General features: G+C 60.5%; 17 protein-coding genes. 12 read left to right on the top strand and 5 right to left on the bottom strand.

Annotated features, from left to right (window positions below; all coding sequences use genetic code 11):
* Positions 1 to 121 precede the first annotated feature (121 nt).
* The 3 genes from zapE to HBO19_RS00715 form a co-directional block, all read right to left on the bottom strand.
* Positions 122 to 1,216, bottom strand: coding sequence for a cell division protein ZapE (gene zapE / locus HBO19_RS00725; protein WP_115129004.1), 1,095 nt, complete (start codon positions 1,214 to 1,216; stop codon positions 122 to 124).
* 79 nt (positions 1,217 to 1,295) lie between these two features.
* On the bottom strand, positions 1,296 to 2,651 hold the full coding sequence (locus HBO19_RS00720; RefSeq protein WP_169950950.1) for a tryptophan--tRNA ligase: 1,356 nt from the start codon (positions 2,649 to 2,651) through the stop codon (positions 1,296 to 1,298).
* 24 nt (positions 2,652 to 2,675) lie between these two features.
* Positions 2,676 to 3,305, bottom strand: coding sequence for an alpha/beta fold hydrolase (locus HBO19_RS00715; RefSeq protein WP_170056724.1), 630 nt, complete (start codon positions 3,303 to 3,305; stop codon positions 2,676 to 2,678).
* 147 nt (positions 3,306 to 3,452) lie between these two features.
* On the opposite strand from HBO19_RS00715, the gene HBO19_RS00710 reads away from it, so the two are divergent.
* Positions 3,453 to 3,890, top strand: coding sequence for a DUF1043 family protein (locus HBO19_RS00710; RefSeq protein ID WP_169950954.1), 438 nt, complete (start codon positions 3,453 to 3,455; stop codon positions 3,888 to 3,890).
* A gap of 198 nt (positions 3,891 to 4,088) precedes the next feature.
* On the opposite strand, the gene HBO19_RS00705 is transcribed toward HBO19_RS00710, so the two are convergent.
* Positions 4,089 to 4,649: a response regulator transcription factor gene (locus tag HBO19_RS00705; protein WP_029291924.1), complete on the bottom strand. Its 561-nt coding sequence runs from the start codon at positions 4,647 to 4,649 to the stop codon at positions 4,089 to 4,091.
* Positions 4,642 to 5,904, bottom strand: a complete 1,263-nt coding sequence (locus tag HBO19_RS00700; protein ID WP_169950955.1) for an ATP-binding protein — start codon at positions 5,902 to 5,904, stop codon at positions 4,642 to 4,644. Before HBO19_RS00700 ends, HBO19_RS00705 begins: the two co-directional genes overlap by 8 nt.
* Positions 5,905 to 6,131: 227 nt before the next feature.
* Between HBO19_RS00700 and HBO19_RS00695 the strand changes: the two genes are divergently transcribed.
* From HBO19_RS00695 to HBO19_RS00645, 11 genes are all read left to right on the top strand, one after another.
* Entirely contained in the window at positions 6,132 to 6,848 is a 717-nt protein-coding gene (locus HBO19_RS00695; RefSeq protein WP_099167563.1) for an SIMPL domain-containing protein, read from the top strand.
* An 86-nt stretch (positions 6,849 to 6,934) separates the two neighbouring features.
* A complete protein-coding gene (locus HBO19_RS00690) occupies positions 6,935 to 8,536 on the top strand; it encodes an ABC transporter substrate-binding protein (RefSeq protein ID WP_170056723.1) in 1,602 nt (533 codons plus the stop codon).
* A gap of 258 nt (positions 8,537 to 8,794) precedes the next feature.
* Entirely contained in the window at positions 8,795 to 10,420 is a 1,626-nt protein-coding gene (locus HBO19_RS00685; RefSeq protein ID WP_170056722.1) for an ABC transporter substrate-binding protein, read from the top strand.
* A gap of 306 nt (positions 10,421 to 10,726) precedes the next feature.
* Entirely contained in the window at positions 10,727 to 12,331 is a 1,605-nt protein-coding gene (locus tag HBO19_RS00680; protein WP_169950958.1) for an ABC transporter substrate-binding protein, read from the top strand.
* Between the two features lie 170 nt (positions 12,332 to 12,501).
* Entirely contained in the window at positions 12,502 to 13,905 is a 1,404-nt protein-coding gene (locus tag HBO19_RS00675; protein WP_169950959.1) for an OprD family outer membrane porin, read from the top strand.
* An 80-nt stretch (positions 13,906 to 13,985) separates the two neighbouring features.
* Complete coding sequence (locus HBO19_RS00670) at positions 13,986 to 15,581, top strand: ABC transporter substrate-binding protein (RefSeq protein ID WP_170056721.1); 1,596 nt, start codon at positions 13,986 to 13,988, stop codon at positions 15,579 to 15,581.
* A gap of 73 nt (positions 15,582 to 15,654) precedes the next feature.
* Positions 15,655 to 16,665, top strand: coding sequence for an ABC transporter permease subunit (locus HBO19_RS00665; RefSeq protein ID WP_032860135.1), 1,011 nt, complete (start codon positions 15,655 to 15,657; stop codon positions 16,663 to 16,665).
* Between the two features lie 10 nt (positions 16,666 to 16,675).
* A complete protein-coding gene (locus HBO19_RS00660) occupies positions 16,676 to 17,587 on the top strand; it encodes an ABC transporter permease subunit (RefSeq protein WP_169950961.1) in 912 nt (303 codons plus the stop codon).
* A gap of 10 nt (positions 17,588 to 17,597) precedes the next feature.
* A complete protein-coding gene (locus tag HBO19_RS00655; protein ID WP_169950963.1) occupies positions 17,598 to 18,566 on the top strand; it encodes an ABC transporter ATP-binding protein in 969 nt (322 codons plus the stop codon).
* On the top strand, positions 18,566 to 19,537 hold the full coding sequence (locus HBO19_RS00650; RefSeq protein WP_057958423.1) for a peptide ABC transporter ATP-binding protein: 972 nt from the start codon (positions 18,566 to 18,568) through the stop codon (positions 19,535 to 19,537). Before HBO19_RS00655 ends, HBO19_RS00650 begins: the two co-directional genes overlap by 1 nt.
* A gap of 341 nt (positions 19,538 to 19,878) precedes the next feature.
* Positions 19,879 to 22,137 carry a TonB-dependent siderophore receptor gene (locus HBO19_RS00645; protein ID WP_169950965.1) on the top strand — a complete coding sequence of 753 codons (2,259 nt, stop codon included), beginning with the start codon at positions 19,879 to 19,881 and terminating at the stop codon, positions 22,135 to 22,137.
* Positions 22,138 to 22,396 lie beyond the last annotated feature (259 nt).

Here is a 22,396-nt window from a genome sequence, read left to right as displayed (position 1 = left end):
AAGTCAGTCACTGATGAGCTGGCTGATACACCGCTATCGCAGGCAAGCCAGCTCCCACAATTGATCTTCATTGCTGCCCGCAGCGCATACAAAAAGGCCTGCATCGCTGCAGGCCTTTTTGTCAGGGCTTGTGCGCCCGCGCCAGGAATTCGTGGGACTGCATCTCCAGCAAGCGGCTCAAGGTCCGTTGGAACTCGAAGTTCAAGCGCCCACCGGTGTAGAGGTCCTTGAGTTCGACTTCAGCCGAGATGATCAGCTTGACGTTCCGGTCATAGAATTCATCGACCATGTTGATAAAGCGCCGGGCGATGTCGTCGGTGGTGACGCTCATTTGCTCGACGCCACTCAAGATCACGGCGTGGAAGATCTTGCCCAGTTCGATGTAGTCGTTCTGGCTGCGCGGGCCGTCGCACAGTTCGCGGAAGTCGAACCAGGCCACGTCATCGCAAGTACGCAGGGCAATGATCTGGCGATTTTCGATCATCAACTTATCGTTTTCCACCGCCTGGGTGCATTCCGGGGTCAGCGCGCGGAAGCTCTTGCGCAGGCTTTCGTGGGCCGCGTCGTCCAGGGGGAAGTGGAACAGCTCGGCTTGCTCAAGGTGACGCAGGCGGTAGTCGACGCCGCTGTCGACGTTGACGATATCGGTGTGCTGCTTGATCAGGGCGATGGCCGGCAGGAAGCGCGCGCGCTGCAGGCCGTCCTTGTACAGGCCGTCCGGCACGATGTTCGAGGTGGCGACCAGGGTCACGCCGTTCTTGAACAACTCCTCCATCAGGGTGCCGAGAATCATCGCATCGGTGATATCGGACACAAAGAACTCATCGAAACAAATCACCCGCGCCTCTTGGGAAAAGCGCTTGGCGATGATAGTCAGCGGGTTCTTCTCGCCGTGCAGGGTCTTCATCTCTTCGTGCACGCGCTTCATGAAGCGGTGGAAGTGAGTGCGTGACTTTTCCTTGAACGGCAGCGCTTCAAAGAAGGTGTCGACCAGGTAAGTCTTGCCGCGACCCACGCCGCCCCAGAAGTACAAGCCCTTGACCGGCGTCTGGTCTTTCTTGCCAAACAACTTGCTGAGCATCCCCGGCTTGCTCTGGGAAGAGGCGACCAGGTCTTCGTACAGGCGCTGCAAGTGGCGCACCGCCGTTTCCTGGGCAGCATCATGGAAGAAGTCGGGGCGCTTCAGATCAGCTTGATATCGTTCTAGGGGCGTCATAATTTCGTTAGCAAGGCAACAAAAACGGGCCGTCACTGTAACGACGGCCCCGGATAATGGCAATCAACCCTTGGTCGGGTCAGTCCTCGATTGGGGTCAACGCCACGCGCACAGCTTCGATGGCGGCATCCCGCGCAGCGCTATCGGCAAAGGCCGGGCTGTCGGCGATACACGCGCCGTCGAGCCACACCGTAAAGCCCAGGGCCTCGCTGCGCACATCCAGCGCCTGGCCGGACTGCAACTGCTTGGTGACAGCGCCCGCCGCCTTGCCATCGGCGAAGTTGCGCGACAACAACAGTTGTTCGCCGTCAGCCGCCAGCAGGCGGAAACGGAAACTGCCGTCGTCTTCACGAAAGCTGACAAAACGCGCAGCCTTGACGGCCTTCTTCTTGGTGCTGGCAGCCTCGGGGGCCTGGTTGACGAACGAGCGCAGGCCCACCGCCTCACGCAGTTCTTGCAGGAATGGACCGGCAACGGCGCGGGCCTTCGTGGCGCCGATCAGCAGCAAGTCTTCCATGTCCGAAGGACGCGCCATCAATTGATGGTAACGCTCGCGGGCTTCGCCCAACTGGCCGTCCAGCAGTTGGAACAGGCGGCTCTTCGCCTCACCCCAACCCAGGCCATCGAGCAGTTCGCTGCGCAGTTGCTGCTCCTGTTCAGGCGTGGCGAACGCCTGGTACAGAGTGAACAGGTGCGAGTTGTCCGGATCCTTGGCTTCACCCGGCGCACGGGAGTCGGTGACGATCCGCGAGATCGCGTCCTTCATGTCCTTGGCGCTGGTGAACAACGGGATGGTGTTGTCATAGCTTTTCGACATCTTGCGCCCATCCAGGCCCGGCAAGGTGGCGACGCTTTCTTCGATCAACGCCTCGGGCATGGTGAAAAACTCCCTGCCCTTGCCAAACAGGTGGTTGAAACGCTGGCCGATATCACGGGCCATTTCCACGTGCTGGATCTGGTCGCGGCCGACCGGCACCTTGTGCGCGTTGAACATCAGGATGTCCGCCGCCATCAGTACCGGATAGCTGTACAGGCCCATGCTGATCCCGGCGTCCGGGTCTTCGCCGTTTTCCAGGTTCTTGTCCACCGAGGCCTTGTAGGCGTGGGCGCGGTTGAGCAGGCCCTTGGCCGCGACGCAGGTGAGCAGCCAGGTCAGCTCGGGAATTTCCGGGATGTCGGACTGGCGATAGAAAGTCACCCGGTTCACATCCAGGCCACCAGCCAGCCAGGTCGCGGCGATTTCCATGCGCGAGCGCTGGATGCGCTGCGGGTCATCACACTTGATCAGGGCATGGTAGTCGGCCAGGAAGTAGAACGAATCGGCATTGGCATCCTGGCTGGCGAGGATCGCCGGGCGGATGGCACCGGCGTAGTTGCCCAGGTGCGGGGTGCCGGTGGTGGTGATGCCGGTGAGGATACGGGTACGAGTCGTCATGGGTAATCGCTTATCAGACTGCTATCAATTCGAAAGGCGCGGCAGCACCAGATCCTTGAGATCGGTGAGCTTGCCATGAAAAAAGTGCCCGCATTCTGCCACTTTCAGCAGCTCATGGGGGCGTTTGAGGGCCGCGGACCAGTCGTAGACCAGTTGCGGGTCGACCACTTCGTCGGTTTGCGGCTGGATCACGGTCAGCGGGCAGCCCTGTGGAAGCTGGTCCTCATCACGCAAACGCATGACGGCCGGAGCGACCATGAACAGGTGCGCGAGTTTTTCGCCCTTGGCTTCCAGGCGCCCGCCCAGGCTTGCGGCCACAAATCCACCGAACGAGAAACCCAGCAAGGTGATGGGCAGGTCCGGGTGTTTTTCACGCAGCCAACTGACGGCAGCTTCGGCATCGTCCACTTCACCGGTGCTCATGTCGTGGGTACCGGCACTGGCACCTACGCCACGGTAATTGAAACGCAAAGTAATCAAACCGGCGTCGCGGGCGGTGCGTTGCAGGGTCGATACGACTTTATTGAGCATGGTCCCACCCTGCACCGGGTTGGGGTGGCAGATCAGCGCCAGGCCACGCGGCTCGGGGTGATCCAGGTACAAGGCTTCCAATTGGCCTAGCGGGCCATCGATCAAAACGGGGGTTTCACGCATGAGCAAGGAATGAACTCCGTGACCTCTCAAGGGGTCGACTCGTCTAGCTAAAAGTCTGTGCATGGCATCATTGCGAGCTTAATCGCGGTATACAGCGCAGGTCCGAGCCGTTAACGTAAAGCAAAGCCGTTTATAGAGGAAGGACTCGTGGAACACTCGCTCTTAGTTTGGTTGTTGCCGACTCTTGCCCTGGTTGCCGGTGTCGCCATTGGATTCCTGGTTGCTCGCCTGCTGCCGAATGCCGCGCCTAACCGCACGCAGCGTCAGCTGGATGACATTCAGGAACGTTTTGACAGTTATCAGAACGAGGTTGTTACCCACTTCAACAGCACCGCGACCCTGGTCAAGAAGCTCACCCAAAGCTACCAGGAAGTACAGGATCACCTCGCCGATGGCGCCAACCGCCTGGCCCTGGACGACATCACCCGTCAGCGCCTGCTGGCCGCGCTGCATTCCGATGCCACGCAAACCCCACGGGAACGCCTGACCCCGCCGCGGGAAAACCAGGAACCGCCGCGGGACTACGCGCCAAAAACGCCGAACGCCCCCGGCATGCTGGATGAGCATTACGGCTTGAAAAAGTAAGGCGTTTTCAAACCACACAAAAAGCCCGGCTGATCGATGATCAGCCGGGCTTTTTGTTGGAACTGGATCGGCAGAACAATGGAGATCCCATGTGGGAGCGGGCTTGCTCGCGAAGGCGCAGTGTCAGTTATTAAAGACTTGACTGACATTCCGCCTTCGCGAGCAAGCCCGCTCCCACACAAGCCCACTCACCGTAGTTCAGCGCCGTACCGGACGCTTCTGCAACTTGCGCTGCAAGGTCCGGCGGTGCATGCCCAAGGCGCGGGCAGTGGCCGAAATGTTGCCTTCATGCTCGGTCAGCACGCGCTGGATGTGCTCCCACTGCAGGCGGTCCACCGACATCGGGTTCTCCGGCACGAGGGTGTCGAGGTCGGCATGCTCGGAGAGCAAGGCGGCCAGCACATCATCGGCGTCCGCCGGCTTGCACAGGTAGTTGCAGGCGCCGCGCTTGATCGCCTCGACCGCAGTGGCAATGCTCGAGTACCCGGTGAGGATCAGCACGCGCATTTCCGGGTCCAGCTCCAGCAACTTGGGCAACAGCACCAGGCCCGAGTCCCCGTCCATTTTCAGGTCCAGTGCCGCGTAGTCCGGCAGGTCGGCCTGGGCGATGGTCAGGCCTTCTTCGGCGGAACCTGCGGTGCTGACGCGAAACCCGCGACGGCTCATGGCTCGCGCCATCACGCGGGTAAAGGTGGCATCGTCATCTACCAGCAACAGGTGCGGCAGTTCTTCGCCTTCGACTTGGATCTCGTCACTCATCGATGTCTCCTCGTGCAGCACGGGGCAGGCGCAGCTCGGTGAGCGTGCCGCCTTCCTCATGGGGGTAAAGTTTCACCGAGCCGCCAGCACGGGTCACGCTGGCCTTGCTCAAGAACAGGCCCAGGCCGAAGCCTTTGCCCTTGGTGGTAAAGAATGGCTTGCCGATCTGCTCGGCAATGGCCAACGGCACACCGGCACCGTGGTCGCGAATGCTGATGGTGAGGTTTTCCCAATCCCAGTCCAGCTGCACTTCCAGCCCTTCCGGGCAGGCATCGGCTGCATTGTTCAACAGGTTCAACAACGCCTGGGTCAAATCCGGTGGTGGCGCCATGCGCGGCACTGCGCCCTGCCCCAGCAGGTGGAAACGGTAACTGGCTTCGGGCCGCATCAAGTGCCAGCGGTTCAGGGCTTCGTCCAGCCACTGGGTGACGTCTTGCATATCCACCGCCAGGCGCCGGTTGGCTTCAGCGGCGCGCACCAGTTGCTGCAGGGTTTGCTTGCACTGCTTGACCTGTTCCTGCAGCACGCTGAGGTCGTCCTGCAAGGCCGGGTCGTGATGGTCCTGGCGCATTTCCTTGATCAGCACGCTCATGGTTGCCAGCGGCGTGCCCAGTTCATGGGCCGCGCCGGCGGCCTGGGTCGCCACTGCCAGCAGTTGCTGGTCGCGCAGGCCTTCTTCACGGCGGATAGCGCGCAGTTCTTCCTGGCGCCGCAGTTCTTCGGCCATGCGCGCGGCAAAAAACGTGATCACCGCCGCCGACAGCGCGAAGCTCAGCCACATGCCGTAGATCTGCAGGTTTTCCCGGGCGATCGGGAAGGTTTCCAGGGGATAGAACTGCGCCAGCAACAAGGTGTACAGCGCCAGGGCAATCCCCGACAGAATCACCGAATAGCGCCACGGCAAGGTCACGGCGGCGATGGTCAGCGGTACCAGGTAATAGGAAACGAAGGGGTTGGTGGAACCGCCGGAGAAATACAGCAACACACTGTGGATAAACAGGTCGCAGGCCAGTTGCAGGGCGTACTCAAGCTCGGTCACTGGCCAGGTGGTGCGCAGCCGGATGGCCGTGAACACACACAGCACCGTGGAAAAGGCCAGGGTCACCCACAGTTGCAGCCAAGGCAGCGGCAGCAGTTCAAACCAATAGGCGAGCCCGACGGAACCGGCCTGTGCGGCCAGCACCAGGGTGCGGATAAACGTCAGGCGCCAGAGGTTCTGGCGAGTGGCGGAAGTCAGTTTTACGGGGGCGAGCATGAGCTCTCCTGATGAGCGCTCCAGGCGGATCGCAGCAAGTATAAACGAAGCGACAGTACAGGCAGCGCGTGTGTGGCCCTTTGACGCAGGTCATGGCTTATATGAAGGGTCAAGGCGGATTTTACCGTTCGTCGGCATCGTACCCAGATGTAGAGAATTTGTAACCCGCCGAACCCCAATCGCCCGTCTACAGTCTTACCGAACACGATCACCCTCAAGGAGCTTCCATGTCACGTTTCACTCGCAGTGCCGCCCTTATTGCCCTCAGCGTTGGCAGCGTCGCCAGCCTGCCTGCGCTGGCCGCCGATCAACTGCACTACAACCAGATTTCCCTGCGGGCCGAAGTCAGCCAGGAAGTGGCCCGTGACAAGATGATCGTCACCCTCTACACCGAGTCGCAAAACACCGACCCGGCCAAGCTCGCCGCCGAAGTCACGACCATCATGAACAAGGCGTTGGGCGAGGCTCGCGAAGTAAAAGGCGTGACCCTGCGCCAGGGCAGCCGCAACAGCTATCCGATCTACGACAACAAGAACCAGAAGATCACCGGCTGGCGCGAGCGCGCCGAACTGCGCCTGGAAAGCGCGGACTTCCCGGCGCTGTCCAAGCTCACCGGCGAGCTGCTCAACACCCTGAAAATGGACAATATGGACTTCGCCATTGCCGACCCAACCCGCAAGGCCAGCGAAGATGCCCTGCTTAAGGATGCGGTCGCCGCGTTCAAGGCCCGCGCCCAACTGGCTACCGATGCACTCGGCGGCAAGGGCTACAAGATCGTTAACCTGAACTTCAACACCAACGGCTACCCAATGCCGTACGCGCGAAATGGCGGCATGATGATGAAGGCGGCGGCAATGGATTCGGCGCCGACACCTGAAGTCGAAGCCGGCACCAGCCAGGTCAGCATGAGCGCCGATGGCGTGATTGAAGTACAGATGCCATAAGCCTTACCTGATGACCCACAACGGCGGTAACCTCGGTGACCGCCGTTTTTTTTGGCCGTTGTTTACCTGCCATCTCAGGGGTCACCATGGATAGAACTGTCTTCAAGCCGCTCCTTCTCGCTGCCAGCCTGCTGGCGTGCATGCCCACGGCCCAGGCGGCAAGCACCCTGGTCTACTGCTCCGAAGCCAGCCCCGCCGGGTTCGATCCAAGCCAGTACACCAGCGGCACCGATTTTGATGCCTCGGCCGAAACCGTGTTCAACCGCCTGACCCAGTTCAAGCGCGGCGGGACCGAAGTCGAGCCGGGCCTGGCGACCCGTTGGGAGGTGTCCAAGGACGGCCTGGCCTACACCTTTCACCTGCGCGACGGGGTCAAGTTCCACAGCACCGAGTACTTCACCCCGACCCGCGACTTCAATGCCGACGATGTGCTGTTCACTTTCCAGCGCCTGCTGGACGCCAACCACCCATTCCGCCAGGCCTACCCGTCCGAGTCGCCGTACTTCACCGATATGGGCCTGAACACCACGATCAAAAGCGTGGAAAAGCTCGACGAGCACAGCGTGCGCTTCAACCTCAATAACGTCGATGCCGCTTTCGTACAGAACCTGGCCATGAGCTTTGCGTCCGTGCAATCGGCCGAGTACGCGGCGCAGTTGCTTAAAGACGGCAAGGCCGCCGATATCAACCAGAAACCGATCGGCACCGGGCCGTTTGTGTTCAAGCGCTACCAGAAGGACTCGCAGATTCGCTACGTCGCCAATAAAGACTATTGGAAGCCTGAGGATGTGAAACTCGACAGCCTGGTGTTTGCGATCACCCCGGACGCCGCGTCGCGCCTGCAAAAGCTCAAGGCCGGCGAATGCCAGGTCAGCGGCTATCCGCGCCCCTCGGATATCGAGGTGATGAAGCAGGATCCAAACCTGCGTGTGCTGCAGCAGGCGGGCTTCAACCTGGGCTTTCTGGCCTACAACGTGACCCATCCGCCGCTGGACCAGCTCAAGGTGCGCCAGGCCCTGGACATGGCCATCGATAAGCAGGCGATTATCCAGGCGGTGTACCAAAGTGCCGGGCAATTGGCGCAGAACGCACTTCCGCCGGCCCAGTGGTCTTATGACCCCAGCATCAAGGACGCACCGCACGACCCTGCCAAGGCCCGGGCGCTACTAAAAGAAGCAGGGGTTGCACCAGGTACCACCATCAATCTGTGGGCGATGACTGTGCAGCGCGCCTCCAATCCCAACGCGCGAATGTCGGCGCAGATGATCCAGCAGGATTGGGCCAAAGTCGGGATCACTGCCAATATCGTCAGCTATGAGTGGGGCGAATACATCAAGCGCGCAAAAAACGGCGAGCACGATGTGATGATCTACGGCTGGACCGGCGACAACGGCGACCCGGATAACTGGCTGGGCGTGCTCTACAGTTGTGCCGCGGTCAAGGGCAGCAACTATGCAAAATGGTGTAACCCGCAGTACGACCAACTGGTGCAGAAGGCCAAGCTCAGCAGTGACCGTGACGAACGCATCAAGTGGTATCAACAGGCGCAAAAAATACTTAAGGATCAAGTACCTATAACGCCTATTGCGAACTCGACGGTTTTCCAGCCGCTGCGCAAGGAAGTCCAGGACTTCAAGATCAGCCCGTTTGGCCTGACACCGTTCTACGGCGTAAGTCTGAATAAGTAACAACCATGCCCCAACCGGGTGCGCCAGACACCTCGGTTGGGCTTATTCGGTGCACTCCACGCACCGAAAAAAGCCCTCGAAAATACAGTTTCGTGTCGAAAATTATATGAATGCGACATTCCTGTACGTTCGTACCACTCTTTGGCGGTTGTAGCCTCTCAACGTCTTGCAATGGGTATGGGGCCTGCATAAGTATCCGCAGGCCGACTCACGAGGTCGCCCTCAATTCCAAAAATGACAACAAATCATGAGGCCAACATGCTTAAACACGCAGTCATTCCGTTTTTAGTCAGCGCCGGTTTAATGGCCGCTGCACCTTTCGCCCAGGCGGCGACTAATCTGGTGTTCTGCTCCGAAGGGAGCCCGGCGGGTTTCGACCCAGGCCAGTACACCACCGGAACAGACTTCGATGCTTCGGCCGAAACCATGTTCAACCGGCTCAGCCAGTTCGAACGCGGCGGCACCGCCGTGATTCCTGGCCTGGCCACCAGTTGGGACGTTTCCGAAGACGGCCTGACCTACACCTTCCACCTGCGCGAAGGGGTCAAGTTCCACACCACGCCGTACTTCAAGCCAACTCGTGAATTCAACGCCGACGACGTCCTCTTCACCTTCAACCGGATGATCAATAAAGACGATCCATTCCGTAAGGCCTACCCCACCGAGTTCCCGTACTTCACGGACATGGGGATGGACACCAACATCAAGAACATCGAGAAAATCGACGGCCACACCGTCAAGTTCACCCTTGGCACCGTGGACGCCGCGTTTATCCAAAACCTGGCCATGAGCTTCGCCTCGCTACAGTCGGCTGAGTACGCCGCCCAACTGTTGAAGGAAGGCAAGCCCCAGGACATCAACCAGAAGCCGGTCGGCACTGGTCCGTTCGTGTTCAAGAGCTACCAGAAAGACTCCAACATCCGCTACACCGGCAACAAGGACTACTGGAAGCCTGAAGACGTGAAGATCGATAACCTGATCTTCGCCATCACCACCGACCCATCGGTGCGTATCCAGAAGCTCAAGAAGAACGAATGCCAGGTGACCTTGTTCCCACGTCCGGCCGACCTCAAGGCACTGGGCGAGGACAAAACTTTGAAACTGCCGCACCAGGCCGGTTTCAACCTGGGCTATATCGCCTACAACGTCATGCCTGTGCTCAAGGGCCAGACTGCCGCCAACCCATTGGCCGACCTGCGCGTGCGCCAAGCCCTGGACATGTCGGTCAACAAGCAGCAGATCATCGACTCGGTATACCAGGGCGCAGGCCAACTGGCGGTCAACGCCATGCCGCCGACCCAGTGGTCCTATGACGAGACCATCAAGGACGTCCCGCACGACGTGGCCAAGGCCAAGGAACTGCTCAAGCAAGCCGGCGTCAAGGAAGGCACCGAGATCACCTTGTGGGCCATGCCCGTCCAGCGTCCGTACAACCCCAACGCCAAGCTGATGGCCGAGATGCTGCAAAACGACTGGAAGCAGATCGGCTTGAAGGTCAACATCGTCAGCTACGAGTGGGGTGAGTACATCAAGCGCTCCAAGGGCGGCGAGAACCAGGCCATGATCATCGGCTGGAGCGGTGATAACGGTGACCCGGACAACTGGCTGAACGTGCTGTTCGGCTGCGACTCCCTGTCCGGCAACAACTTCTCCAAATGGTGTGACAAGAAATTCGACGGCATCGTAAAAGAAGCCAAGGCCACCTCGGACGTCGCCAAGCGCACCGAACTGTATAAACAGGCGCAACACGTCCTCAAAGATGCAGTCCCCATGACACCTATCGCGCACTCGACGGTGTATCAACCCATGCGTTCCAACGTGCAGGACTTCAAGATCAGCCCATTTGGCTTGAATTCCTTCTACGGGGTGAGCGTCAGCAAGTAGTGATCTTTGACGGCGACGTTTCATAACGTCGCCGTTATTGCATCCGCCAAGATCCTAGGAATCGAACTACTTTCGCAGAGGCTGCCGTCCTACAGCAGCTAACTGCGCAGGTTCCGTCCGATACCTACACGGTCTGTCCGGTTCTGCGCATTTACTGCCCTGCCCTCGTTCCCTAACGTCGAGGTAGGCAAACGCGTAGTTCCGATACGGCATTTGCTGTGGATGGGAGCAGTGCTTTCGCCAAGCCAGGTAAGGCGTGGCGACTGTTCACTGACGAAAACGATAAACATGGATTGGGGGACAGTCATGCGCCATACCACCGTTCTATCCGCGATATTTGGCACCGGCCTGTTGGCCGTCGCCTCGATAGGCCAGGCTGCCGAGAAGAAAAGCCTGGTGTTCTGCTCCGAAGGCAGCCCGGCCGGGTTCGACACCGCGCAATACACCACCGCCACCGACAACGATGCGGCCGAACCGATCTACAACCGCCTGGTTGAGTTCGAAAAGGGTGAAACCGGCGTCGTACCAGGGCTGGCTACTAAGTGGGATATTTCGCCAGACGGCCTGACCTACACCTTCCACTTGCGCGAAGGGGTGAAGTTCCACAGCAACAAGGAATTCAAGCCAACACGGGATTTCAACGCCGATGACGTGCTATTCACCTTCAATCGCATGCTTGACCCCGACCACCCGTTTCGCAAGGCCTACCCCACCGAGTTCCCGTACTTCAACGGGATGAGCCTGAACAAGAACATCGCCAAGGTCGAGAAAACCGACCCGCACACCGTGGTGATGACCCTGAACACGGTCGACGCCGCGTTTATCCAGAACATCGCCATGAGCTTCGCCGCGATCCTCTCGGCCGAATATGCCGAGCAACTGCTCAAGGCCGGCAAACCCAGCGATATCAACCAGAAGCCGATCGGCACCGGGCCGTTCGTGTTCCAGCGTTACCAGAAGGATTCGCAGATCCGTTTCGCCGGCAACAAACACTACTGGGACCCGAGCAAGGTCAAGCTCGACCAGCTGATTTTCGCCATCAACACCGACGCCTCGGTGCGCGTGCAGAAGCTCAAGGCCAACGAATGCCAGGTCACCCTGCATCCACGCCCCGCCGACGTCGACGCCCTCAAGGCCGACCCGAACCTGCAACTGCTGACCAAGCCCGGCTTCAACCTCGGCTACATCGCCTACAACGTGCGACACAAGCCCTTCGACCAGCTCGAAGTGCGCCAGGCCCTGGACATGGCGGTGAACAAGCAGAGCATTCTCAATGCCGTGTACCAGGGCGCGGGGCAACTGGCGGTCAACGGTATGCCGCCAACCCAGTGGTCCTATGACGACACCATCAAGGACAGCGCCTACAACCCGGAAAAAGCCAAGGAATTGCTCAAGGCTGCCGGCGTCAAGGAAGGCACCGAGATCACCCTGTGGGCCATGCCCGTCCAGCGCCCGTACAACCCCAACGCCAAGCTGATGGCCGAGATGCTGCAAAGCGACTGGGCCAAGATCGGCCTCAAGGTCAAGATCGTCAGCTATGAGTGGGGCGAGTACATCAAGCGCATCAAGAACGGCGAGCACGATATCAGCCTGATCGGCTGGACCGGCGACAACGGCGACCCGGACAACTGGCTGGGCACCCTCTACAGCTGCGACGCCATCGGCGGGAACAACTACTCGATGTGGTGTGACCCGGCGTACGACAAGCTGATCAAGCAAGCCAAGGTCGTCACCGACCGTGAACAAAGGACTGTTCTGTACAAACAGGCGCAGCAACTGCTCAAACAGCAGGTGCCGATCACGCCTGTCGCCCACTCGACGGTCAACCAGCCGTTAAGCACCAAGGTCGAAGGATTCAAAGTCAGCCCCTTCGGCCGCAACGTGTTCTCGGGCGTCAGTATCACCCCATAAAAAAATAACCGGATGCGCAGGGCCACGTTGGCCCTGTCGCAAACGTGTAGCTGTAATTCGCGAAATCTCCTACAGCAAACGTTTGCAAATGCTTGAAGAGTTACACACCCAATAGCCGGTTCACCCAATAAGGCCGGCATAAAAAAAAGAGAACCAAAGGAGCTCCACCCATGAAATTGAGCAGCAAAGTGCTACTGGCCATGGCCATCAGCAGCATCACCGCCACCGCTTACGCCGAACCTGCAAGCCAGCAATTCGTGCCGACCACGCTGGCCAGTGCCAGCGCCCAAAGCGAGGCCAAGGGCTTTATCGAAGATTTCAGCCTGGGCGGCACCACGCGTAACTGGTACTCCCACGAGAGCCTGTACCGTGGTGGTAAGTTCAAATACAAAGAGCACGGTGTGGCGAAGACCGACCGCAACCGTACCAACTGGATCCAGGGCACCATCCTCAACGCCAGCTCGGGGTTCACCCAGGGCACTGTTGGCGTCAAGACCGAAGTAGCGGTGTACAACGCTCTGGTTCTGGACCGCAGCAAACGCGATATCAAGGGCGGCTCTAACCGTACCTTGGCTGACTCTGACGGCAATGCCGTAGACCAATGGAGCAAACTGGGCCTGGCCAACGTGCAGTTCCGTGTCTCCAACACCACCTTGACGGCCGGTCGCCAGAACTTCAGCAGCGGCATCGTCGATACCATCGGCAACCGTCCCCTGCCATCGAGCTTCCAGGGTGTGAGCTTCAACAGCGAAGAGTTCAGCAACCTGTCGTTCCAGGGCGGCGTGTTTGACCGCGTCTCCCCACGTTCCGAACAGAGCCTGTCGAAGTTCCGCAGCGAGTACAGCCAACAAGGCGCCAACAGTGCGACAACCGACAAGGTCTACACCCTGGGCGCCAACTACCAGCCGTTCGAGAGCCTGAAAACCAGCTTCTTCGGCGCCAACGTCAAGGACTTCTGGAACCAGTACTACTTCGGTGCAACCCACCAGCTGGGTGACAGCCAAGTCCTGGCCTTGACCACCGGCCTGAACTATTACAAGACCGTCGATGAAGGCAAAAAACTGATGGGGGAGATCGACAACGATACCTACTCCCTGTCCCTTGGATTGGCTCACCAGGCTCACAGCCTGACCTTCTCCTACCAGCAAGTGAACGGTAACGAGTACTTCGACTACCTGCACGAAACCAACGGCATCTACCTGGCCAACTCCCTGACGTCGGACTTCAACGGCCCGAACGAGAAATCCTTCCAGGTCGCCTACGCCATCAACATGGCCGAATACGGCGTGCCGGGCCTGAAGTTCAACATCTACTCCGCACGCGGCTGGGGCATCGACGGTACCCACTACACGGGGAACAGCAACGGCGCCTACGCCTACACCGGCATCGAGACCCAGGACGGCGAAAAACACCAGGAATACGGCGTGGGCGCGGCATACGCGGTCCAGAGCGGCCCGCTCAAGGCCACCGCGATTCGTGCCACCTACGTCGAACACCGTGGCAGCGCCAACCAGTTTGACGGCAGCGTCAAAGAATTCCGTCTGGTTACCACCGTCCCGTTCAACATTCTTTAAATCGCACCAGGTAGACGGCGGGCTCAGGACGAGCCCGCCGTCTACGCTTGCCTGGTCCCATCGATTGCAGAGGGCTCTGAATGAAAATGCTCCCGCTACAAGCTGCCGTTGCCGCTGCGCTATTAAGCGTCGCTATCGGCGTATCGGCCAAACCCCTGGTGGTCTGCACCGAAGCCAGTCCGGAAGGCTTCGACCCGGTCCTGTACACCACGGCCGTCACCGCCGATGCCGCCGCCGAAACCATGTTCAACCGCCTGGTGGACTTCAAGCCCGGCACCACTGAAATCCAACCCGCACTCGCCAAATCGTGGGACATCAGCAAGGACGGCCTGACCTATACCTTCCACCTGCGAGATGACGTCAAGTTCCACACCACCGACTACTTCAAGCCCACGCGCAACCTGAATGCCGACGACGTGCTCTGGAGCTTCCAGCGCCAACTGGACCCCAAACACCCGTGGCACAACAAGTCCACCACCGGCTTCCCCTATTTCGAAAGCATGGGTTTCAAGGAACTGCTCAAAAGCGTCGAGAAGACCGATGACCACACCGTGGTCTTCACCCTGACCCGCCCTGAAGCTCCGTTCCTGGCCGATGTCGCGATGCCCTTCACCGCCATCCACTCTGCCGAGTACGCCGACAAGCTGCTGGCCGCCAACAAGACCGGCGAGCTCAACAGCAAGCCGATCGGCACCGGCCCGTTCATCTTTACCCGCTACCAGAAGGACGCCCAGGTGCGCTTCAAGGCCAACCCGGAATACTTCCGTGGCAAGCCGCCCGCCGACCCACTGATCCTGGCCATCGCGGTGGATAACAACGTGCGCCTGCAAAAGCTCAAGGCCAATGAGTGCCAGATCGCCTTGTATCCCAAGCCTGACGACCTGCCCAGCATCAAGGCCGATCCAAACCTGAAGGTCGCGGAACTGGCGGCGATGACCACCGCCTACACCGCCATGAACACCACCCACAAGTACATGAGCGACGCGCGGGTACGCCACGCAATCAACATCGCGTTCGACAAACATGGCTATAACGAATCCCTGTACGGCAAAGGCAATGCCATCGACGCCACCGGCCCGTACCCGCCGACCCTGCTAGGTTTCAACGACAAGCTGAAAAACCCGGCCCGCGACCTGGACAAGGCCCGCGCCCTGCTCAAGGAAGCCGGCGTGCCGGAAGGCACCGAGTTCAGCCTGTTCACCCGCAACGGCGGCGGCCCGACCAACCCCAACCCGATGCTCGGCGCCCAGCGCATGCAGGCGGATCTGGCGCAGATTGGCCTCAAGGTCAATATCAAGGTCATGGAATGGGGCGAGATGCTCAAGCGCGCCAAAGCCGGCGAGCACGACATGGTTTCGGCCGGCTGGGCCGGGGACAACGGCGACCCAGACAACTTCCTCACGCCGAACCTGAGTTGCGATGCAGCGAAAAACGGCGAAAACTACGCCCGCTGGTGTAACGAAGAGTTTCAGGGCCTGATCGACAAGGCCCGCGCCGTGGCTGAACCCGCCGCGCGCGCCACACTCTATGAACAAGCACTGGACGTTTTCGACAAGGACCAACCGTGGATCCCCATGGCTTACCCGAAAATGTTCACTGCCATGCGCAAGAACGTCGAGGGTTATACCCAAAGCCCCCTGACCAACAATAACTTCGCCACCACCCAGGTGAAGTAATAAGAGACGCCCGGCCCCGTCGACGTTGACGGGGCCGGACCTGCCTAACCGGCTGATTGAGGTACACAACACGATGTTTAGTTTTATTGCCCGCCGATTGGGGTTATTGATCCCCACATTCTTCGGCATCACGCTGCTGACCTTTGCGTTGATTCGCATGATCCCTGGCGACCCCGTAGAAGTCATGATGGGCGAAAGGCGGGTTGACCCCGAGATGCACGCCCAGGCAATGGAACGCCTTGGCTTGAACAAACCCTTGTATGCGCAATACCTGGACTACGTCGGCAAGCTCGCCCAAGGCGACCTCGGCGAATCCCTGCGTACCCGCACCAGCGTGTGGACCGAGTTCAGCGCCCTGTTCCCCGCGACCCTGGAACTGTCCATGGCCGCCCTGTTGTTCGCCGGCATCCTCGGGCTATTGGCCGGGGTGATCGCGGCACTCAAGCGAGGATCCCTGTTCGACCATGGGGTGATGGGCATCTCCCTGGCGGGATATTCGATGCCGATCTTCTGGTGGGGCCTGATCCTGATCATGTTCTTCTCGGTAAGCCTGGGCTGGACCCCGGTTTCCGGGCGTATCGACCTGCTCTACGACATCGAGCCACGCACCGGCTTCATGCTGATCGACACCCTGCTGGCCGACGAACCGGACGCGTTCTGGGATGCGCTGCATCACCTGATCCTGCCGGCCATTGTGCTCGGCACCATCCCGCTGGCAGTGATTGCGCGGATGACCCGCTCCTCGATGCTTGAAGTCCTGCGCGAAGACTACATCCGCACCGCCAAGGCCAAGGGCCTGTCGCCGGCGCGCGTGGTGTTCGTGCACGGCCTGCGTAACGCGCTGATCCCGGTGCTGACCGTGGTCGGCCTGCAAGTCGGCACGCTGCTGGCCGGTGCGGTCTTGACCGAGACCATCTTCTCCTGGCCCGGCATCGGCAAATGGCTGATCGAAGCCATTGGCGCGCGGGACTACCCGGTGGTGCAAAACGGCATCCTGCTGATCGCCTGCCTGGTGATCCTGGTGAATTTCGTGGTGGATATCCTCTACGGCTTCGCCAACCCACGCATCCGTCACCAGCGCTGAGACCATGACCATGACCACACCAACTCAAGTGTCAGCAGTCGATCAGAGCCTGCTGTACCCGTCGCCGTACAAAGAATTCTGGCAAGCCTTCTCCAAGAACAAGGGCGCGGTTGCCGGCCTGCTGTTTATGTTGCTGATCGTGTTCTGCGCGATTTTCGCCCCCTGGGTCGCGCCCCATAACCCCAGCGAGCAATACCGCGACTTCCTGCTGACCCCGCCGTCGTGGCTGGAAGGCGGGCAGATGCAGTTTTTGCTGGGCACCGACGAACTGGGCCGTGACTTGCTGTCGCGCCTGATCCAGGGCTCGCGCCTGTCATTGCTGATCGGTTTGTCGTCGGTGGTGATGTCGCTGATCCCGGGGATCCTGCTGGGCCTGTTCGCCGGGTTCTTCCCGCGCTTACTCGGCCCGACCATCATGCGTCTGATGGACATCATGCTGGCCCTGCCCTCGCTGCTGCTGGCCGTGGCGATTGTCGCCATACTCGGCCCTGGCCTGATCAACACCGTGATCGCGATTGCCATTGTGTCGCTGCCGTCCTACGTGCGCCTGACCCGCGCGGCGGTGATGGGCGAGCTCAACCGTGACTACGTGACCGCCGCGCGCCTGGCCGGTGCCGGCCTGCCGCGCCTGATGTTCGTCACCGTGCTGCCCAACTGCATGGCGCCATTGATCGTGCAGGCCACCTTGAGCTTCTCCTCGGCGATTCTCGATGCCGCCGCCCTGGGCTTCCTCGGCCTTGGCGTGCAACCGCCGACGCCTGAGTGGGGCACCATGCTGGCTTCGGCCCGTGACTACATCGAACGCGCCTGGTGGGTTGTAAGCCTGCCTGGCTTGACCATTTTGCTCAGCGTGCTGGCAATCAACCTGATGGGCGACGGACTGCGCGATGCGCTGGACCCGAAACTCAAGAATGCCGCGTGAGGAGATTCCCATGTCACTGCTAGAAATCAAGAATCTCAATGTGCGCTTCGGCGACAAAACCGCTGTGCCGGTGGTCGATGGCCTCGATCTGGCCGTGGACAAAGGCGAAGTACTGGCCATCGTTGGCGAGTCGGGTTCGGGTAAATCCGTGACCATGATGGCGCTGATGGGCCTGATCGAGCATCCCGGCATCGTCACCGCCGACTCCCTGACCTTCGACGGCAAGGACATGCTCAAGCTGAGCAACCGCCAGCGCCGGCAGATCGTCGGCAAAGACCTGGCGATGGTGTTCCAGGACCCGATGACCGCGCTGAACCCCAGCTACACCGTGGGTTTCCAGATTGAAGAAGTACTGCGCCTGCACCTGAAGATGTCCGGCAAGCAAGCGCGCAAGCGTGCCATCGAACTGCTGGAAAAGGTCGAGATCCCAGGCGCTTCCAGCCGCATGGATGCCTATCCGCACCAGCTGTCCGGCGGCATGAGCCAGCGTGTGGCAATTGCCATGGCGATTGCCGGCGAGCCAAAACTGCTGATCGCCGACGAGCCGACCACGGCCCTGGACGTGACCATCCAGGCGCAGATCATGGAGCTGCTGCTGGCCCTGCAAAAAGAGCAGAACATGGGCTTGGTGCTGATCACCCACGACCTCGCGGTAGTGGCCGAAACCGCCCAGCGCGTGTGCGTGATGTACGCCGGCCAAGCAGTGGAAGTCGGCCAGGTGCCCGGCCTGTTCGACGTACCGGCGCACCCGTACAGCGAGGCATTGCTGGCCGCGATCCCGGAACACAGCATGGGCGCTGCGCGTCTGTCGACGCTGCCGGGCATCGTCCCCGGCCGTTATGACCGCCCGCAAGGCTGCCTGCTGTCGCCACGCTGCCCGTATGTGCAAGACAGCTGCCGCCAGACCCGTCCGACCCTGGACCCGCAAGCCCACAGCCTTGTGCGCTGCTTCTACCCCTTGAACCAGGAGGTGGCGTAATGGCCGTCGTTCTTACCGCCCGCGACCTGACCCGTCACTACGAAGTGTCCCGTGGCCTGTTCAAGGGCCACGCCACCGTGCGCGCCCTCAATGGCGTGTCGTTCGAACTGGAAGCCGGCAAGACCCTCGCCGTGGTGGGTGAGTCCGGGTGCGGCAAATCCACCCTGGCCCGCGCGCTGACGCTGATTGAAGAGCCGTCGTCCGGCTCCTTGAAAATCGCCGGCCAGGAAGTCGCCGGCGCCGACAAGGCCCAGCGCAAGCAACTGCGCAAAGACGTGCAGATGGTGTTCCAGAGCCCCTACGCCTCGTTGAACCCACGGCAGAAAGTCGGCGATCAACTGGGCGAGCCGCTGCTGATCAACACCAATCTGTCCGCCGCCGAGCGCCGTGAAAAGGTCCAGGCGATGATGAAGCAGGTGGGCCTGCGCCCTGAGCATTATCAGCGCTACCCGCACATGTTCTCCGGGGGCCAGCGCCAGCGGATCGCCCTGGCCCGCGCGATGATGCTGCAACCCAAGGTGCTGGTGGCGGATGAACCAACCTCGGCGCTGGACGTGTCGATCCAGGCCCAGGTGCTCAACCTGTTCATGGACCTGCAGCAGCAGTACAACACGGCGTATGTGTTCATCTCCCACAACCTGGCGGTGGTGCAACACGTTGCCGACCACGTGATGGTGATGTACCTCGGCCGCCCGGTGGAAATGGGCGCGAAGAACGACATCTACGAGCGCCCGCTGCACCCTTATACCCAGGCGTTGCTGTCGGCCACCCCGACCATTCACCCGGACCCGAACAAGCCGAAGATCAAGATCGTCGGTGAGTTACCCAACCCGCTGAACCCGCCCTCCGGCTGCGCCTTCCACAAGCGCTGCCCGTACGCCACCGAGCGCTGCAGCAGTGAAGAACCGCTGCTGCGCGAACTGGACAACCGCCAGGTGGCTTGCCATCACGCGGAACAGTTCGTCGCCTAACCCCCTGTAGGGGTGGGCTAGTGTGGGAGCGGGCTTGCCCGCGATAGCATCAGCGCGGTTTAACTGACAGTGCAAGGTGCCTGCATCGCGGGCAAGCCCGCTCCCACACAAGCCCGCTGCCACAGGGCGATACAGCGTTGTACAGCCTCTCCCGCCAGATTGCGCATCAGTCTGGCGGGAGGGGCTTTTTTGTTTTTAGCTAAGTGTAAAAATTGTAAATGATATTTACTTGTATTTGATAATAACTAGCATTCCGGCGCGTAGAGCGCGCCGAATCCTGCTGGAAGGCAATTCTGGTGCATCTCGCTCAGTTGCCACCTTTCATAAAGGATTTTGCGGACATGTCACCTCGATTCAGGCTCAGCCACTTCTCCCTGGCGTTTATCGCCGCCCTTTCATCCCCTGCGCTGCTGGCGGACACCCTGGAAAGAGAGCGCGACAAAGTGCCGGTAGAAGCTAGCGACCTGCCCGTCGATGGCACCTCCCAGGCCCTGGAGCTGAGCGAAACGCGCATCCTGGGCACCGCCGCCGAAGAGCTCAAGCAGGCCCCCGGCGTGTCGATCATCACCGCCGAAGATATCAAGAAACGCCCACCCACCAACGACCTGTCGGACATCATCCGCCGTGAACCCGGCGTCAACCTGAGCGGCAACAGTTCCAGCGGCAGCCGTGGCAACAACCGCCAGATCGACCTGCGCGGCATGGGCCCGGAAAACACCCTGATCCTGATCGATGGCAAGCCCTCGACCTCGCGCAACGCCGTGCGCTATGGCTGGAGCGGCGACCGTGATACCCGTGGCGAGACCAACTGGGTACCGGCCGAGGAAGTCGAACGCATTGAAATCCTGCGCGGCCCGGCCGCCGCGCGCTACGGCTCCGGGGCCATGGGCGGGGTGATCAACATCATCACCAAGCGCCCCACCGACCAGTTGCACGGCTCGCTGACCACTTACGTGTCGCTGCCCGAAGACGATGCCGAAGGCATGAGCAAGCGCACCAACTTCAACCTCAGCGGGCCGCTGAGCGATACCCTGGCGTTCCGGGTGTATGGCGGCCTGAACAAGACCGATGCCGACGACTCCACCATCAACCAGGCTGAACAGGCCACCGCCGACTCGCTGGTTGCCGGCCGCGAGGGTGTGCGCAACAAAGACGTCAACGGCTTGCTCAGTTGGCAATTCACCCCTGAGCAAACCCTGGACCTGGAAGCCAGCTACAGCCGCCAGGGCAATATCTTCGCCGGCGACACCATGCTTAACGGCGGCGGCGTGTTCGTTAACAGCCTGGTCGGCAAAGAAACCAGCGTGATCCAGCGCAGCAGTTTCTCCGCCACCCACCGTGGCGAGTTCGACTGGGGCTCGACCCTGGCCTCCCTGAGCCACGACCTGACCCGCAACGCACGCCTCAACGAAGGCCTGGCCGGCTCCGGCGAGGGCGCACCCTCCGCCACCGCTGGCCGTTTCGAATCGCGCCTGCGCAACACCCGGGCCACCGCCGAGGTCAACCTGCCCCTGAGTTTCGGCACCGAGCAGGTGCTGACCCTGGGCAGCGAATACCTCTACGAGTCGATGAACGACCCAGGCTCGCTGCGCCCACAGAGCTACGACCCAGGTACCGGCGGCGTGCCGAGCATTCCGGGGATGAGCCGCAGCAGCACCAAGACCACGGCCTCGAGCTACGCGCTGTTCGCCGAGGACAACATCGAAGTCGGCAGCAAGACCATCATCACCCCCGGCCTGCGCTACGACGATCATGAAGAATACGGCGGCAACTGGAGCCCGAGCCTCAACGCCTCGCACCAGTTGACCGATGAACTGAGCCTCAAGGGCGGGATTGCCCGGGCCTACAAGACGCCCAACCTGTACCAGTCCAACCCCAACTACTTGCTGTACAGCCGTGGCAACGGCTGCAACGCCGGCGAAACCAACTCCGGTGGCTGCTACCTGGTGGGCAACCCGGACCTGAAACCGGAAATCAGCGTCAACAAGGAAATCGGCCTGGCCTATGACAAAGGCACCTGGCGCACCAGCGCGACCTACTTTCGTAATGACTACAAGAACAAAATCAACGCCAGCAACACCGCCGCCTACCGCCTGGACGGCGGGCGCCGTGTGCTGGAATGGGAAAACAGCGGCGCCGCGCTGGTGCAGGGAGTCGAGGGCAACCTGTTCATGAGCTTGCGCGACGACCTGGACTGGAACACCAACCTGACCTACATGATCGACTCCAAGGACAAGGACACCGGCGAGCCGCTGAGCGTCATTCCCAAGTACACGGTCAACACCACGCTGGACTGGCAGGCCACCGACAAGCTGTCGTTCCAGGTCAGCGGCACCTACTACGGCAAGCAGGAGTCGCCAACCCTCAACTCGCGCAGCGCCAGCAACTATGATCGCAGCGCCCAGCAGGACGTGGACCCGTACGGCTTGATGGGCTTGAGCAGCGGCTACGAGTTCAACAAGAACCTGAGCGTACGCGTGGGCATCGAAAACCTGCTGGACAAGCGCCTGTATCGCAAAGGCAATGCTGATGATGCGGGCGCCCAGACGTACAACGAACCGGGTCGGGCGTATTTTGCGTCGGTGACGGCTTCGTTCTAAGGCCAATTACCTGCGCCTGTATCTCTGCTCCGCCCGGCATGCCTGGCGGAGCTTTTTTAATGGTCATTCTGGCGCACGTAATTACCGCCTATTCGCGATAGAACCAACGACAAGTCCGACATTAAAAACAGCACCAATCCCCGCCTCACAGACTAACTTTCTGCAACTTGTAACCTCTATGTTTCCGCAATTGCGCAACGCCACGCGCAAAGAATAAAGTCCGCCCGCTGCAACTTCTTATATTCTTTGCGAGGGCTGT

It is taken from the genome of Pseudomonas sp. WS 5021, assembly GCF_012985535.1.
In the GTDB taxonomy this organism is placed as follows: Bacteria; Pseudomonadota; Gammaproteobacteria; order Pseudomonadales; family Pseudomonadaceae; genus Aquipseudomonas.
This window is presented reverse-complemented; position numbering and strand designations above follow the sequence as displayed.